The organism is Rhodococcus sp. 852002-51564_SCH6189132-a (assembly GCF_001665495.1).
Classification (GTDB): Bacteria; Actinomycetota; Actinomycetes; order Mycobacteriales; family Mycobacteriaceae; genus Rhodococcus; species Rhodococcus pyridinivorans.
The window spans coordinates 45885-60980 of the sequence record NZ_LZMJ01000038.1; the positions used below are offsets into that span (position 1 = coordinate 45885).

14 protein-coding genes and 1 tRNA gene are annotated in these 15096 nt (G+C 69.1%); 6 read left to right on the plus strand and 9 right to left on the minus strand.

From position 1 onward, the window contains the following. Positions 1-98 precede the first annotated feature (98 nt). The 4 genes from A5767_RS09275 to A5767_RS09290 all read right to left on the minus strand — a co-directional run bounded on the left by A5767_RS09275 (position 99) and on the right by A5767_RS09290 (position 2400). Positions 99-677 (minus strand): PIN domain-containing protein, encoded by a 579-nt coding sequence (locus A5767_RS09275; protein WP_039584602.1) that lies wholly within the window; start codon positions 675-677, stop codon positions 99-101. 66 nt (positions 678-743) lie between these two features. After that, positions 744-1073, minus strand: a complete 330-nt coding sequence (locus A5767_RS09280; RefSeq protein WP_024103234.1) for a helix-turn-helix domain-containing protein — start codon at positions 1071-1073, stop codon at positions 744-746. Further along, a complete protein-coding gene (locus tag A5767_RS09285; protein WP_064852183.1) occupies positions 1070-1711 on the minus strand; it encodes a ScbR family autoregulator-binding transcription factor in 642 nt (213 codons plus the stop codon). Before A5767_RS09285 ends, A5767_RS09280 begins: the two co-directional genes overlap by 4 nt. 83 nt (positions 1712-1794) lie before the next feature. Further along, positions 1795-2400, minus strand: coding sequence for a TetR/AcrR family transcriptional regulator (locus A5767_RS09290; protein WP_024103232.1), 606 nt, complete (start codon positions 2398-2400; stop codon positions 1795-1797). A gap of 192 nt (positions 2401-2592) precedes the next feature. Between A5767_RS09290 and A5767_RS09295 the strand changes: the two genes are divergently transcribed. From A5767_RS09295 to A5767_RS09320, 6 genes are all read left to right on the plus strand, one after another. Next, positions 2593-2664: transfer RNA gene (locus A5767_RS09295), tRNA-Gln, on the plus strand. 79 nt (positions 2665-2743) lie between these two features. Next, positions 2744-4219: a bifunctional UDP-N-acetylglucosamine diphosphorylase/glucosamine-1-phosphate N-acetyltransferase GlmU gene (glmU, locus tag A5767_RS09300; RefSeq protein WP_064255745.1), complete on the plus strand. Its 1476-nt coding sequence runs from the start codon at positions 2744-2746 to the stop codon at positions 4217-4219. After that, positions 4216-5193: a ribose-phosphate diphosphokinase gene (locus A5767_RS09305; RefSeq protein WP_039584577.1), complete on the plus strand. Its 978-nt coding sequence runs from the start codon at positions 4216-4218 to the stop codon at positions 5191-5193. The genes glmU and A5767_RS09305 overlap by 4 nt, the downstream gene beginning before the upstream one ends. Positions 5194-5226: 33 nt before the next feature. Further along, positions 5227-5856 (plus strand): DUF2461 domain-containing protein, encoded by a 630-nt coding sequence (locus tag A5767_RS09310; RefSeq protein WP_006553846.1) that lies wholly within the window; start codon positions 5227-5229, stop codon positions 5854-5856. Between the two features lie 157 nt (positions 5857-6013). Next, entirely contained in the window at positions 6014-6691 is a 678-nt protein-coding gene (locus tag A5767_RS09315) for a hypothetical protein (RefSeq protein ID WP_064852151.1), read from the plus strand. 220 nt (positions 6692-6911) lie between these two features. Continuing rightward, positions 6912-9500 (plus strand): helix-turn-helix transcriptional regulator, encoded by a 2589-nt coding sequence (locus tag A5767_RS09320; RefSeq protein WP_064852184.1) that lies wholly within the window; start codon positions 6912-6914, stop codon positions 9498-9500. On the opposite strand, the gene A5767_RS09325 is transcribed toward A5767_RS09320, so the two are convergent. The 5 genes from A5767_RS09325 to egtA all read right to left on the minus strand — a co-directional run bounded on the left by A5767_RS09325 (position 9469) and on the right by egtA (position 14973). After that, positions 9469-10695, minus strand: coding sequence for an MFS transporter (locus tag A5767_RS09325; protein WP_064852152.1), 1227 nt, complete (start codon positions 10693-10695; stop codon positions 9469-9471). The genes A5767_RS09320 and A5767_RS09325 overlap by 32 nt on opposite strands. Before the next feature lie 64 nt (positions 10696-10759). Beyond that, complete coding sequence (gene egtD, locus A5767_RS09330; RefSeq protein ID WP_006553842.1) at positions 10760-11716, minus strand: L-histidine N(alpha)-methyltransferase; 957 nt, start codon at positions 11714-11716, stop codon at positions 10760-10762. Further along, positions 11713-12462, minus strand: a complete 750-nt coding sequence (gene egtC / locus A5767_RS09335) for an ergothioneine biosynthesis protein EgtC (RefSeq protein ID WP_006553841.1) — start codon at positions 12460-12462, stop codon at positions 11713-11715. Before egtC ends, egtD begins: the two co-directional genes overlap by 4 nt. Then, the gene (egtB, locus tag A5767_RS09340; RefSeq protein WP_064852153.1) at positions 12455-13747 is read right to left on the minus strand and encodes an ergothioneine biosynthesis protein EgtB; all 1293 of its coding nucleotides are present in this window, start codon (positions 13745-13747) and stop codon (positions 12455-12457) included. Before egtB ends, egtC begins: the two co-directional genes overlap by 8 nt. Then, the gene (gene egtA / locus A5767_RS09345) at positions 13744-14973 is read right to left on the minus strand and encodes an ergothioneine biosynthesis glutamate--cysteine ligase EgtA (RefSeq protein WP_064852154.1); all 1230 of its coding nucleotides are present in this window, start codon (positions 14971-14973) and stop codon (positions 13744-13746) included. The genes egtB and egtA overlap by 4 nt, the downstream gene beginning before the upstream one ends. Positions 14974-15096: the final 123 nt, after the last annotated feature.

Genomic DNA, 15096 nt, shown 5'->3' on the forward strand with positions numbered 1-15096 from the left:
GTGTGGGACGAGAACCTTGTCGAGTCTATTCCGCTGTTCCCCGCGCGTCACCGCGCCGGGGCGTGAAACGCGCTACCGCGCCGGGGGCGTGAAACGCGCTACCGCGCCGGGGGCGCGAGGAGGTCGGCGCTGTTTGCACCGAGGTCGCGCGCGGCCCACTCGGCCAGCCGTGCGAACAGTTCGTCGTCGTCCGCCTCGCGCCGGGTGTCATCGTCGGCGAGCCAGCGACGGCGCACCATTCTCAGCAGTGCCGCGCGGGTGCGGACGGGATCGGCGTCGAGCGCGAAGGTGACGAAAGCGTCGGGTGTCCACGCTTCGATACCCGATCGTTCCAGTGCCCCGGTGAGCTCGGGGTCGGCGGTGACGACGGCGTCGGCGTGGCACAGCAGCGCCACCGAGGTCACGTGTGCCTCCCTCGGTCCCGTCACGTGCGGCACCTCGCGGAGCACGGTGGTGGGCCAGACCACCCGGGCGTCGGGGAAGGCGCGGTCGAGTTCGGCGAAGAGGAAGTCGCGGGCGGGACGCAGCAGTTCCTGCGGCAGTCGGCGGTCCACTTCCGCGATGATTCCGTCGCTCCAGAAGGGTTGGTAGAGGCCGTCTTCGGTAAGGGCGAGCGCCACATCGCGCAGGCGGGGGCGGGCGAGGACCGTCGCATCGAGCACCACTCGAACCGGCATCGTCACCCTTCGTCGAACCGTCGGAACGGACCGTACCGTGCTGCCGCGGCGGGCCGCGTCATGCTGTCAGAACGGGTCGTACAGTCCTTCGCGCCGCGTGAGATCGGCGAGTCCGTCGAGGACCGTCGTGACCACCTCCGCCTGCTGCTTCGCGAGGTCGAGGACGTCGGAGCGCGACACCCGCCGGTGCAGGCCGTGGAAGTCGGCGGAGAGTGCGCCCGTGTCGACCAGGCGCGCGACGTGCCGGCGGGAGCAGCCGAGGACGTCGGCGGCCTGGGCGATGGTGAGCAACGACGGCACGACACCGATCGTCACGGCGGTGTCGGACCCGAACCGGTCGAGCAGACCCGCCAGCGCCGCGGGGGCCTCCTCGGCGGAGAACGGCCCGAAGGTCACGACTGCAGCCGCAGACGGCGCTCCACGAACTGCCGGAAGTATTCGAGCTTGTTCGCCGGCACCAGCGCGGGCAGGATCATCTGCCACATCGCACCGGTCTGCTCTGCGAGCCGTTCGGTCGCCTTGAGAGCGTTCGCCATGATCCGGACGCCCATCGCCTGTTCGAGCAGCAGCAGGGAGACCGCGTGGACGTCGACGTCCTCGACGACGACGACCTCGTCGGCGGCCCGGGCCGCGAGCTCCTGCAGGTTGTTCTGCCAGATCTCGTAGGGCCGGTGCTCGGTGCCCTGGTAGTCGCCGATCTCGACCAGCAGCCGGAACATCGCCCGCACCACGGAATCGGTCTCGGACATGTCGACGTGCAGGACCGACAGGTCGATCAGTGTCTCGAGCGCCGGGGAACGGCGGTCCATCTTGGACTCGGCGGCGGCCTCGAAGCGGAGATAGCCGGAGTCGATCACCCCGCGCGCCAGTTCTTCCTTCGAACCGAAGTGGAAGTACAGCGCACCCTTGGTGACGCCGGCCTCCTCGATGATGTCGCCCAGGTTCGCGTCCGCGTACCCGTCGCGCACGAAGATCGTCGCTGCGCCCTGCAGCACCGATTCGCGTGTCACCTCTGCGCGTACTTGTCGTCCCACCACAGCCTGCCTTCTCACGGGTATCCCAACGATAACGCCACTTACCTGAAAGTAGAGAGCAGACGGTCCCGGAAACGAGAGGACTATTCGGAAACCGGGGGTTCCCCGAGCTTCGGGTCCGCTTCCAGACCGATGAGGCCGTTCCAGCACAGGTTCACGAGGTGGGCCGCGACGTCCTCCTTCGACGGAGTGCGGCGGTCGAGCCACCACGTCGCAGTGGTGGCGACCATGCCGACGAGAGCCTGGGCGTAGAGCGGAGCGAACTCCGGGTTGAGCCCCCGCCGGGAGAAGTCGCCGGTCAACAGCTTCCCCACCTGACGCATCGCCTCGTTGAGCAGACTCGAATAGGTGCCTTCCTCGGCGGACATCGGCGAGTCGCGCACGAGGATGCGGAAGCCGTCGGTGCGCTCCTCTATGTAGGTGAGCAGAGCGAGCGCGGCCCGCTCGACGCGGATCCTCGACCGGTTGCGGGTGAGGCTCTCGGTGACCATCGACATCAGCACGGTCATCTCGCGGTCCACGACCACCGCGTAGAGACCTTCCTTACCGCCGAAGTGCTCGTAGACGACCGGCTTGGAGACCTGCGCCCGCTGGGCTATCTCCTCGATGGAGGTGCCCTCGTAGCCGCGCTCGGCGAACAGGGCGCGACCGATTTCGATGAGCTGTTCCCGACGCTGCGTGCCCGTCATCCGGATCCGCGGAGTGCGCTCGGTTCGCTTCTGCGACGCCTGCGACACAGGTCCTCCTTCGGCGGCGGGACGTACTCGAACGTTCGACAGCCTATCCATTCCCGATCGCGCCACCCCAGGTTCGACGTCGACGCCGTCTCGTGCGAGGATCAGGGGCGCACGCCCGCCGGTTCCGCCGCGGGGGTGTGGCAATCCGCCGTGGTGTAATCGGCAGCACCTCTGATTTTGGTTCAGATAGTTCAGGTTCGAGTCCTGGCGGCGGAGCGGGAACCGTCCCGGGGAGCCTCAGTGCTTCCCCGGTGTACGCACGGACCGGCGTACAGAAACGTGTCGAGGGAGCTACATGCAGGTGCAGACCGCGATCGTCGTGCTGGCAGCCGGAGCAGGAACAAGGATGCGGTCGAAGACACCGAAGGTGTTGCACACCCTCGGTGGACGCACGATGCTCGCTCACTCCCTGTACGCCGCCGCCGCACTCGGACCCGCCCATCTCGTCACCGTCGTCGGGCACCGCCGCGAGGAGGTCTCCGCCGAGGTGAGCGCCGTCGCCGCGGATCTCGACCGCGAGATCCGGGTGACCGTCCAGGAGGAACAGCTCGGCACCGGCCACGCCGTGGAGTGCGGCCTCGGTGCCCTCCCCGACGACTTCGACGGCACGGTCGTCGTCACCGCCGGCGACGTCCCGCTGCTCCGCTCCGACACCCTGCAGGAACTGCTCGACGCGCACCTCGACACCGAACCTGCCGCCGTCACCGTCCTCACCACGACGGTGTCCGAGCCGACCGGCTACGGACGCATCGTGCGCACCACCGACGGCGACGTCGCCGGGATCGTCGAGGAGAAGGACGCCTCGCCGACGCAGCGCGCGATCCAGGAGATCAACACGGGCGTGTACGCCTTCGACGCGGCCGCGCTGCGATCCGCGCTCGGCAAGCTGAGCGCCGACAACTCGCAGGGCGAGCTGTACCTGACCGACGTCGTGAAGATCGCCCGCAACGAGGGCCACACCGTCCGCGGACTCCACACCGACGACGCGGTGCAGGTCTCCGGCGTCAACGACCGCGTCCAGCTCGCCGCACTGACCACCGAACTCAACCGGCGCCTGCTCGAGCACTGGATGCGCGAGGGTGTCACGGTGATCGACCCGGCTTCGACGTGGATCGACGTCGACGTCGTGCTCGGCGCCGACGTCACCATCCACCCGGGTGTGCAGTTGCGCGGCCGCACGGTGATCGCCGACGACGCGGAGGTCGGCCCCGACACGACGCTGACCGACGTGCAGGTCGGCGCCGGCGCCACCGTGGTGCGCACCCACGGCTCCGACGCCGTGATCGGCGCGGAGGCCACCGTCGGCCCGTTCACCTACCTGCGCCCCGGCACCGAACTCGGCGCGTGCGGCAAGCTCGGTGCCTTCGTCGAGACGAAGAACGCGCAGATCGGAGCGCATTCGAAGGTCCCCCACCTCACTTATGTCGGCGACGCGGAGATCGGCGAGCACTCCAACATCGGGGCATCGAGCGTGTTCGTCAACTACGACGGGGTGAAGAAGTACCGCACGGTCGTCGGATCGCATGTCCGGACCGGGTCGGACACTATGTTCGTCGCTCCCCTCACGGTGGGCGACGGCGCCTACACGGGCGCCGGAACAGTACTCCGTCGCGACGTTCCTCCGGGGGCGCTGGCGGTGTCGGGTACGCCACAGCGCAATATTGACGGGTGGGTCCAGCGAAATCGCGCCGGTACCCCCGCTGCCGAGGCAGCATCGAGAGCACAGCAGCCGCACGACCACGATCGCCAGAAGGACGGCCAGAACCAGTGACCAATTGGATCGACAACCAGAAGAACTTGATGCTCTTCTCCGGCCGGGCCCATCCCGAGCTGGCAGAGCAGGTCGCGAAGGAACTGGGCGTCCCCCTCACCCCGCAGACGGCACGGGACTTCGCGAACGGTGAGACGTTCGTGCGTTTCGAGGAGTCGGTGCGCGGTTCGGATGCCTTCGTGCTGCAGAGCCATCCGTTCCCGCTGAACCAGTGGGTCATGGAGCAGCTCATCATGATCGACGCGCTCAAGCGTGGTTCGGCCAAGCGCATCACCGCGATCCTGCCGTTCTACCCCTACGCCCGTCAGGACAAGAAGCACCGCGGCCGCGAGCCCATCTCCGCCCGCCTGATCGCCGATCTGCTCAAGACCGCCGGCGCCGACCGCATCATCACGGTCGACCTGCACACCGATCAGATCCAGGGCTTCTTCGACGGTCCGGTCGACCACATGCACGCACAGGGTCAGCTCGCCGAGTACATCCGCGGCAAGTACGGCGTCGAGAACATCGCCGTGGTCTCCCCCGACTCCGGTCGCGTGCGGGTGGCCGAGAAGTGGGCCGACACCCTCGGTGGCGCGCCGCTGGCGTTCATCCACAAGACCCGCGACCCGCTGGTGCCCAACCAGGTCAAGTCGAACCGCGTGGTCGGTGAGGTCGAGGGCCGCACCTGCATCCTGATCGACGACATGATCGACACCGGTGGCACCATCGCCGGCGCCGTGAAGATCCTCAAGGAGGCCGGCGCGGGCGACGTCATCATCGCCGCCACCCACGGTGTGCTCTCCGACCCGGCCGCCGAGCGCCTCGCTTCGTGCGGCGCCAAGGAGGTCATCGTCACCAACACGCTGCCGATCCCGCCGGAGAAGCAGTTCGACTGCCTCACCGTGCTGTCGATCGCTCCGCTGCTCGCGCAGACGATCCGCGAGGTCTTCGAGAACGGCTCGGTCACCTCGCTGTTCAACGGGGTCGCCTGACCTTCCGCTCGACGACGGGGCAGACTTGTCCGGGTGTTCACCGGATTTCCCGTCGCGGCCCTCGACTTCTACGACGATCTCGAGGCCGACAACAGCAAAGCATTCTGGGCCGCGCACAAGGCCGTCTACGACGACTGCGTGCGCGGCCCGATGCTTGCCCTACTTGCGGAACTCGAGGAGGAGTTCGGGGAGGGCAAGGCCTTCCGCCCGTACCGCGACGTGCGGTTCAGCAAGGACAAGCTGCCGTACAAGACCCACCAGGGCGGATTCGCCTCCGTCGCGCAGAGCGTCGGCTACTACGTCGAGATCAACGCCGCCGGGTTGCGGGTCGCCGCCGGCCTGTTCCACGGCTCGTCCGATCAGATCGCCGGTTACCGGACCGGGGTCGATCACGACCGTCGCGGCCCCGAGCTCGGGAGGATCGTGCGCAAGCTCGAACGCGCGGGATACGAGATCGGCGGCGACCGGTTGAAGTCCCGGCCGCGCGGCGTGGACGTCGATCATCCCCGCATCGAACTCATGCGTCACCGGTCGCTGTGGGCCGGTCGCACCGAGATCTCCCCGCCGTGGATCGACAGTCCGCGCACCCTCGAGGAGGTGCGTTCGGCGTGGCGTGAGTTCCGGCCGCTGGTGCGCTGGCTCACCGCTGCTACCACAACGTGATCCGGCAGACCGGGTGGTATGGAAATGCTGTGTGGCGCAATGGTTTGAAGGACGCGCCGGGACGGGGATGATCTTCGTCACGCCGCGTGAAATCGTCGCAGGTCGTGCGAGACCCCCCTCCCCTGCGTAACTCGGCTTTCACCTAAAGTGGCACCTCGTGACCGACGCGCAAACTCTCGAAGCCCCTACGGAAAACGCGACAATCCGAACGGTCCGACGATGGTCGCCGGGTGCGTGCGTCTGGTGCGGCGACACCGACTCTGTCGAGGTCTTCCGCAACGAACCTCGCTGTGCCACATGCCGTAAGCACGAAGCCGTCATCGACGAGGCCCGCAAGTTCATGGGCATGTACGGCCTGCGCCCCATCGGCGGCACCCTGCAGTCCGACGACGAGGAGGAATACGAGCACCGCCTCGCCGCCCGCGAGGCCCGCCGCGCCCTCAACGACATCCGTCTCGCCGAGCAGCCCGACCCGGCGCTCGTGCGCAAGGCCTTGCGTCCCCGCGCCGCCGCGATCACGGAGGGCCACACCGGTTCCTCCGCGCAGACGTCGACGCGTCCGGCCTCCGCGACCCGCAGCTCGTCCGCTTCGGCCAAGCCGGCGAAGTCCGCGGCTCCGGTCCGGACGGGCGCCGTGGACGTCGAGGAGATCCAGACCCGGGCCCTCGCGCTGCTCGATCAGCTCTCCGCGATCGACGCGCAGCTCACGCTCGTCGCCGAGCAGAACGGCCTCGCCGCCCGCGCCCGCCGCAGCGATCTGGAGAAGCAGAAGGCGACGATCCTGCGCACCCTCGCCGCACTCGAGAAGGCACGTCTGAGCGCATCCGGCAGCTAGTCGCCGGCTCACACCACCGCAGCCCCGTCCCGCTCCGTCGAGTCCGCTCGACGGTCCGGTGCCGGGGCTGCCGTCGTTACCGCACGTCACGACGGTTGTCGTTACCGCACCTCACGACAACGGACCAGGTAGTCTGTGATCGACCAAGAGCCTGTCGGGGGCACTGCTCGGGCCTTCCCGCCTGCGCAGATCCGGGCTGAAGCCTTCCGAAGGAGTGCGCGTGAGTGTTTCCGACTCCCCTCGCGTCGGTGCACCCGCGTGGCGTTCCTTGTCCTCGGCTCTGGCGCGACCCCGATTGTTCGCGTGTCTCGACCGGTGCTCCACGCTGACGGTGATCGACGCTCCCCCGGGTTTCGGCAAGCGGACGCTCGTCGCGGGATGGCTCCATCGGGGCGGCGCACCCGACCACACGATCGTCTGGGTTCCCGAACTCACGGCGTCCGGCGACGGCGACCTGCCCGAGCATGTGCTCGCGGTCCTCGCCGATCACCCGGCCGTCGAGGTCGCCGGCGACGGTCCCGACGATTCCCCGTTCGAGCGCGTGGTCCGTACCTTCCGCGATCTGGGGTCGCCCTGCCTGCTCGTGCTCGCCTGTGTGTCGCCGCAGAACTCGGCCGAGGTGCTCGAAGCAACCCTTCGGCTGCTCGACCGGTGCCCCCTGCTCGATGCGATCGTCTGCCTGCCGGGAAACAGCACCGACATGACCGAGGTCGTCCTCCGCGGGATCGACTCCACGTACGTCCCGGCGGCCGATCTCGCGTTCACCATCGAGGAGACGACGACGCTGTTGCGCGACGCCGGACCGGAGCGCTCCGACAGCGAGTGCGAGGTCGTGTGTCGCGTGCTCGGTGGTGTGCCCACCCTGGTCTCGGCGGCCGCGGCCGTCGCCCGGAGCCGGCCCCAGCGCCTGATCGACTCCCGTGGACTGCCGACCCCGGCCTTGGCCCGCCTCGTGCGGACGTATGTGGAGAGCCGGCTCGACGAACTCGACGACGCGCACCGCGAGTTCGCGTTCTCGGTCGCCGCTGCCCACAGCGTCACCGCCGAGCGGGCGGCCGAACTGACGGGCGCGGCGGACCCCGAGGCCGCACTCGCGACGCTCGCCGCGGCCGGCCTCCTGATGGATTCGCCCTTCGACGATCCCCGGACGTGGCGGTGGCCCGACGCCGTCCGCTCGTGCGTGCTCGACATCTCCCGCCGAGAGCAACCCGGACGTGTCGACGCCCTGCTCGTCGAACTCGCCCGGGCCCATCGCGACGCCGGCAGGCCCGCCGAGGCGTCGATCTATGCCGTCGAGGCCGGCGACTGGGAGACCGCCGTGGCGATCGTCGAGGAATCCTGGGCGCGCATGGTCGACAGTTCTTTCGACGTTCTCGTCAAGGTGCTTCGGCAGATCCCCGACCAGGAGCTCGGCGACCATCCGTCGGTCCAGGCAGGTCGCGCGCTGTTCACACAGATGCTCGACGAACATTCGATCCTGCACGCCTCCCTGCCCGCGGATCCCGACGAACTCACCGAGCTCGGGAAGACACCCGGCGCCGCGCAGGCCCTCTACGTCGCGACGGTGCAGACCCTGACCCTGCGGGTCTCGGGCGAATTCGGTGAGGCCGCGCGGTTGACGCTGCTGTTGCGTCCGCTCGTCGATTCGATCCTCGAACACCGGCCCGACGATCTCGGTCCGCAACTGCCGCTGCTGCGCGTGCAGTGGGCGATCACGCTCCAGCTCGCCGGATATCTGACCGAATCCACCACCGTCTTCCGCCGCGCCTACCGCGGTGCGTACGCCGTGAACATCGCCTTCGTCATCCAGAACGCCGCGGGCAGCTCGGCGCTGAACTGGGCGGTGACGGGCGACAATCCGCGCGCCCGGGAATGGCTGCGCATCGAGAGCAACGCCGAGCCCACCGAGGGTCGCTGGGGCGAGATGGTCAAGGTGGGTGGTCGCGTGGCGTCCGCGCTCGTCCACCTCGACTCGCTCGAGCTCGACCGTGCCGTCGGATATCTCGACGAGCTCGGTGTCCCGCGGGTTTCGGAGGAACTCTGGGGATTCGTCGCCTACGGCCGGGCCTACTACAACCTGGCGGCGGGCAACGCCTACGACGGACTCACCGAACTGCACCGGCTCATCGCTTCACACCACGATCTGTTCGACCGCGGCGCGTTCTCGCGCATCCTGCTCGGGGCCGCCGAGATCGACCTGCAGCTGGCGCTCGGCAACGGCAACCTCGCGCGCGCCCTCGCCGAGGAGTCGCCGCAGACCCATCCGATGCTCGTGGTGACGAACGCGCGTGTCGAACTGTTCACCGGTCATCCGGAGATCGCGCTCAAGAAGCTCAAGCGTGTTCCGTGGACGGAGTGCGGCTTCCCGCGCGCACATGTCGAGGCGTTGCTCATCGAGGCGAGCGCCCACCTCGATCTCGACAAGAAGGACGCCGCGGTCCGCAGCTGGCAGCGGGCCTGCACGCTCGCCGAGGCCCTCGGCAACCGCCGCGCCTTCACCACTCTGGCCGAGGGTGTCGCCGGGCGTCTCGCGGAGCCCGGCGGTCTCACCGTCCCGGACGAGGCGATCGGGTCCGTCTTCACCGAACCGGTCACCCATGTCGAACTGTCCCGGCGGGAGACAGACGTGCTGGAGTTGCTGGCGCTGGGATCGACGCACGCCGACATCGCGAAGAAGTTGTTCGTCTCGCACAACACGATCAAGACCCAGTTGCGCAGCATCTACCGCAAGCTCGGCGTGCACACGCGGGTGGAAGCCATCGGCCGGGCGCGCGATCTCAGGCTGCTGCCGGTCCGCCGGTCGCTGTAGCCGAACGCGCACGCATCCGGGCGGTGAGCCGAAGATCGAGCGCCCACACGACACCCGCGAGCGCCGCCAGTCCGACACCGAGCACACACACCGCGGTCCACCCGCCGGCGCTCCACGCCATCGTGCCGAGCGCCGAACCGGACGCCGCACCGATGAAGTAGCCCGTCATGTAGACGGAATTGACGCGCGAGCGGGCGTCGGGGTCGAGGGCGTACACGATGTTCTGGTTGGTGATGTGCACGAGGTTGAGCGCGAGGTCGACGACGAGCATCCCGACGACGAACCACACCAGCGAGCTCGCACCCGCCGCGAGCGCCGCCCACGACGCGATCAGCGTGAACACTCCCACCGCCGTCGTCGGCGGTCCGTAACCGCGGTCGACGAGCCGGCCCGCCGCGGTCGCGGCGAACGCACCGGCCACCCCGGCCAGCCCGACGAGCCCGATCTGCAGGTCGTCGAGGCCGAAGGGCGGGTCGGACAGCAGGAACGCCATCGTCGAGAACAACGCGCCCACCGACGCGAAACCCAGCCCGCCGAGCAGCGTCCGGGTCCGCAGGCGAGGATGCGTGACGATCAACGTCCCGAGGGATCGCAGCGTGCTGCCGTAACCCTGACGGACCACCGGTGGCGTCGCCGGCAGCACCCGCCACAACGCGAGCGCCACGATCACCATCGCGACCGCGCTCACCCGGTAGACCGTCGTCCAACTGTCGCCGAGTTCGGCAAGGATGCCCGCGACGCTCCGGGCCACGAGGATCCCGACGAGCAGCCCGCTCATCACGGTGCCGACCGCGCGACCCCTCGATTCCGGCGTCGCGAGGGTCGCCGCGAACGGCACCAGCACCTGCGCGGCCACCGAGAACAGACCGGCGACAGCGGTGCCCACCACGAGCACCCCGATGTTCGGCGCGAATCCGCTCAGCCCCTGCCCCGCCGCCGCGGCCAGCATGAGCATCACCGCCAGCCGCCGCTGCGGGAACATGTCGCCGAGCGGCACGAGGAACAGCAGGCCGAGAGCATAGGCGACCTGCGCGACCGTCACGGTGGAGGCGGCGGCCGATCGGGAGGTGTCCAGTGCTTCGGCGATCGAGTCGAGCAGCGGTTGGTTGAAGTAGTTGCCACCCACGCACAGACCCGTCGCCACGGCCATGAGCAACAGGACCGGGGTCGTCAGGACGGGACGGGAGGACGTCATGTCCTCCAGCGTCCCGTGTGGGCGCGGCGGAAGTCGAATCGGTTCGTCGGCCGCCTTTCGAGGACTACTCCCGGGAGGCGGCGAGCAGGACGAACCGTCCGTCCGGATCCACCCATTCGTGCCGGACCACGAATCCCGCGTCGGCGAGTTCCTGCGAGATTCCGACGAGGCGGAACTTCGCGGAGATCTCGGTCCGGATCTGCTCACCCTCGGCGAAGGAGATCTGCAGGTCGAGGCCCGGGATCGTCACGTCCATCGCCTCGGTCGCCTCGAGGCGCATCTCGATCCACTCGTTCTCCGGGTCCCAGACGGCGCGGTGCACGAACCGGGCGGGATCGAAGTCGGCGCCGAGCCGGTCGTTGAGCACCCGCAGGACGTTCCGGTCGAACTCCGCCGTCACGCCGGCCGCGTCGTCGTAGGCGGCGATCAGGGTGTCGCGGTCGATGACGAGACCGGCGCCGAGGAGCAGCCACTCGCCGGGATGGAGGATCGCGGCCGTCCCGGCGAGGAACTGTGCGCGTTCGCTCGGGACGAGATTGCCGATCGTGCCGCCGAGGAACGCGATCGCGCGTTTCCCGCCGGCCGGCAGATGCGTGAGCGAATCGGTGAAGTCGCCGACAACCCCGTGCACCGTCAGGTTCGGATACTCCGCCGCCAGCCGGGTGACGGCCGACCGCAACGCCGGTTCGGAGACGTCCTGCGGCACGTAGGTGTGGAGATACGGTTCGAGGGCGTCGAGCAGCACGTGCGTCTTCTCGGACGACCCGGAGCCGAGTTCGACGAGCATCTCGGGGCGGGCGGCATCGGCGAAGTCGGCGGCGTGCTGTCGCAGCAGTGCGAATTCGGTGCGTGTCGGATAGTACTCGGGCAGTCGCGTGATCTCGTCGAACAGTTCGCTGCCCCGCGCGTCGTACAGCCAGGTCGGCGACAGGTACTTGGGATCGGACGTGAGTCCGCGCCGTGCGTCCTCGCGCAGTTTGGCGTCGAGGTCCTCGGGGCGCAGATGCACGTCGACGATCACGGTGAACCGACCTCCAGTGGTGAGACGATGAGTTTGCCCGGCATCGCGGCGACGAGATGCCGGTCGGGTACGGGTTTCCAGCGGCTGTCGTCGTCGAACGGTTCGGACGCCACGATCGCGACCTGCTCGTCGACGAACGTCCACAGCGAGTGGTACCAGGCGGTGGCCCAGATCCCGGATTCGTTGCACAGCAACATGTTCAACCGTGATTCCGGTGCGAGTTCCAGCACGTCGTGGACGAGTGAGATCAGCGCCGGCTCGGGATCGGCCGAGCGCAGGCGCGACTGGAGCAGGAGCCACAGCGTGGCAGCATCGGTCGGTGATTCGAGCTGCAGCAGTTCGGCGACGGGAAGCGCGCCGGCGAGGGTGACGAGCGATCCCGGCCAGCCCCGGACGACACCGTTGAGACTGAACGCCCACCGGTCGTCGGAGAAGGGCGCGGCCGCCGACCGTTCGACGGGCATCCCCTCGGTGGCCGAGCGGGTCGCGGCGACGACGGTGCGCGACCGTATCGATGTCAAGCCTTCACCGACGAAGGGATCGGACCAGATCGGCAACGCCGACCGGTAGCGCCCGAAGGTGCCCTCGGCACTCCACCATCCGACACCGAATCCGTCGGCGTTGATCGTGCCTCCCCCACGCATGTCGGTGGGCGCCCACGACTGGCGGAGCAGCGAGTTGGTTCCGGTGGACAGCAGTGCCGCGACGTTCGTCTCCGGCCCGATGTACGCCAGATGTCTACACATCGCCCGTCCCGTACGCGACGCGGAGCCCGGAGAAGATCTGACGGCGGATCGGCAGATCCCAGTTGCGGAAGGTTCCGCGGCACGCGACCTCGTCGGTTCCGAACGAGCCTCCGCGCAGAACCCGGTGTCCGTCGCCGAAGAAGACCTCCGAGTACTCGCGGTACGGGAACGCGCGGAAGCCCGGATAACCGGTGAACGGTGTGGACGTCCACTCCCAGACGTCGCCGATCAGCTGGTGCACCCCGAGCGGTGACGCTCCCTGCGGATACGCGCCGACGACGGCGGGACCGAGATGACGCTGACCGAGATTCGCGTGGTCGGGACCGGGATCCTCGTCGCCCCACGGGAATCGGCGGCTGAGCCCGGTGGCCGGATCCCAGCGTGCCGCCTTCTCCCATTCGGCCTCGGTCGGAAGACGTCCACCGGCCCAGCGGGCGAACGCCTCCGCCTCGTGGAAGCACACGTGCACGACCGGCTCGTCCGGGTGCAGCGGCATCGTGCGGCCGAAGGCCGTTCGGCTCCATCCGGTTTCGTCGCGACTCCAGAACTGCGGGGCCTCGAGACGGGCGTCGAGGCGGTGCTGCCAACCTGCCTCGCTCCACAGTTCGGGCCGCTCGTACCCGCCGTCCTCGACGAACCCGAGGTAACGGCGGTTGGTGACGGGCACCGCGTCGAGTTCGAACTCCGGCACCTCGACGACGTGTGCCGGGCGCTCGTTGTCGAGGGCCCACGGATCGGTGGACGTGCCCATCTCGAATGCGCCGGCGGGGATCCGGACACGTTCGGTGTCGCGGGCGGTTCCGGTGCGCGGCGCTTCCGGCGCGTCGAGCAAGGGTGGACCCTGCCGTAACTGGTGCGTCGCGAGCATCGTCTCGCCGTGCTGCTGTTCGTGCTGCGCGACCATCGCGAAGACGAAACCCTCGCGGGTCAGATCGTCGTCGAATGCACTGTCTTCGAGCACATCCCAGGTGAGCTCGCGGACGGCACGCGCGTAACGGCGGGCGGCGTCGGGGTCGAGCAGCGGCAGCCCCGTGCGGGTCGCGCGGGGATGCCGGAACGCGTCGTAGAGATCGTCGATGTCGCCGCGAACCGCAGGACGCCTGCCCGCGACCCGCACGAGCCAGCGCTCCTCCTGGTTGGCGATGTGCGCGAGATCCCACACCAGCGGGCTCATCAACGGCGAATGTTGTGCGGTGAGATCCGGTTCCGGCACGGAGGCGAGTACCTCGGTGCGGGCACGCGCCCGCTCGAGGTGCCGCCTGAGCGCAACACGAGCAGGTGTCACCGCACCTCCTCACCCGGCGCCAGACCGCGCAGGCACCGTGCCGCGGCCGCGTCGAGCGCCGCGGTGAACCGCATGTCACGGGAGGACTCCGCCGCGAGCGAGAGCAAACCCGCCGCGGCAGCACGCAATTCGAGCGAGGCGAGACCGACGCGGGCCGCCTCGGACCACTGGTCGCGCACCGGCGCGGCGATCGCGCACGCCTCCGCGGAGACCTCGGGCGCCGACAGCAACGCCTCGAGAGCCGCGACGGGCACCTGCCACGACTCGGCCGGCTGGGCGTCGAGATAACGCACCTCGAGATGCCCGCACGGACGAACAGGCGGGAACAGCGTCGTCATGTGGTAGTCGAGGTCGTCGATGGTGGGTCGACGGTGGATGTCGGCGTCGAGCTCGCCCGCGAGCCACGCCGCGAAGGTGGCGCCGGGCGGTGCGTACCATTCGGGCATTTCCGAACGCACGCAGGTCAGCGGTGCGTCGAGCACCCATGCGGGGTAGTCGGCGGGATGGTCGACGTGACCGAGGGCGGGATCGAGTTCGAGCCACGTGCGCATCCGCTGCGACGCCCAGTCGCCCTCCGGAGCACCTCGCAGCCGGGGCGAGCACGCGAAGGCCGCGATCATCGCCGGGCCGATGGCGTGGAGCAACTCCCAGCGCTGCACCACCTCTGCCTCGTCGCGTCCCGCGTCGACGGAAACCTGTATGGACGCAGTGCTGTTCATCATCAACCGGCCCATCGGGCCGATCCGGTCGTAGCGGAGTTCCATCGCTCCGTAGCGCGGGGTGCGCAGCAGACGGTGGGGAGGCCGCACCTCGTCGGCGGCGCGGTCGAGCATGGTCACCGACCGGCGGGCCAGCAACGCCCGGAGCATGCGGAGGTCGGCCGTGAGCCGATCGCACACCTGCCGTGCCGAAGTGCACGGCACGCTCGACAGCTCGATCTGACCACCCGGCTCGACGCTGACCGCGCTGCCCGACGGCAGGGGACGGGCCGACGACGACGGCGCTACCGTGCGCGGCGCGTGGGGCCCGAGGGCCTCGACGAGCCTCGTGAGTTCGGGACGCGATTCGGTGCCGTCGGCCCGCGCGGTGAGCCATTCGAGCTCGACCCCGATCAGCCTGGGGATTCCCAGCCGGAATGCCCTGCTGCGGACGTGGTCCTCCGCTGCTGCTCGGGAGCCGAGTTCCTTGCGGGCAGGGGAGGCTGCGGCATCGACTGCCATTGCCATTCGTCCACCCCCTCGGCCGGTGCGCCAGGTCTGCGGTCGAGACTAACCCGCCGGGGGACACGACGCGCGGATAACGCACCGGTGCGTGCGCGAACGCACTCCACCGGGCAGGCTCGACCCCGA

Excerpts from the sequence above, each read along its gene's own strand:
- A5767_RS09325 (WP_064852152.1), bottom strand. The coding sequence starts at position 10,695 with ATGACGTCCTCCCGTCCCGTCCTGACGACCCCGGTCCTGTTGCTCATG.
- A5767_RS09290 (WP_024103232.1), bottom strand. The coding sequence starts at position 2,400 with ATGACGGGCACGCAGCGTCGGGAACAGCTCATCGAAATCGGTCGCGCC.
- glmU (WP_064255745.1), top strand. The coding sequence starts at position 2,744 with ATGCAGGTGCAGACCGCGATCGTCGTGCTGGCAGCCGGAGCAGGAACA.
- egtC (WP_006553841.1), bottom strand. The coding sequence starts at position 12,462 with ATGTGTAGACATCTGGCGTACATCGGGCCGGAGACGAACGTCGCGGCA.
- egtA (WP_064852154.1), bottom strand. The coding sequence starts at position 14,973 with ATGGCAATGGCAGTCGATGCCGCAGCCTCCCCTGCCCGCAAGGAACTC.
- A5767_RS09275 (WP_039584602.1), bottom strand. The coding sequence starts at position 677 with ATGCCGGTTCGAGTGGTGCTCGATGCGACGGTCCTCGCCCGCCCCCGC.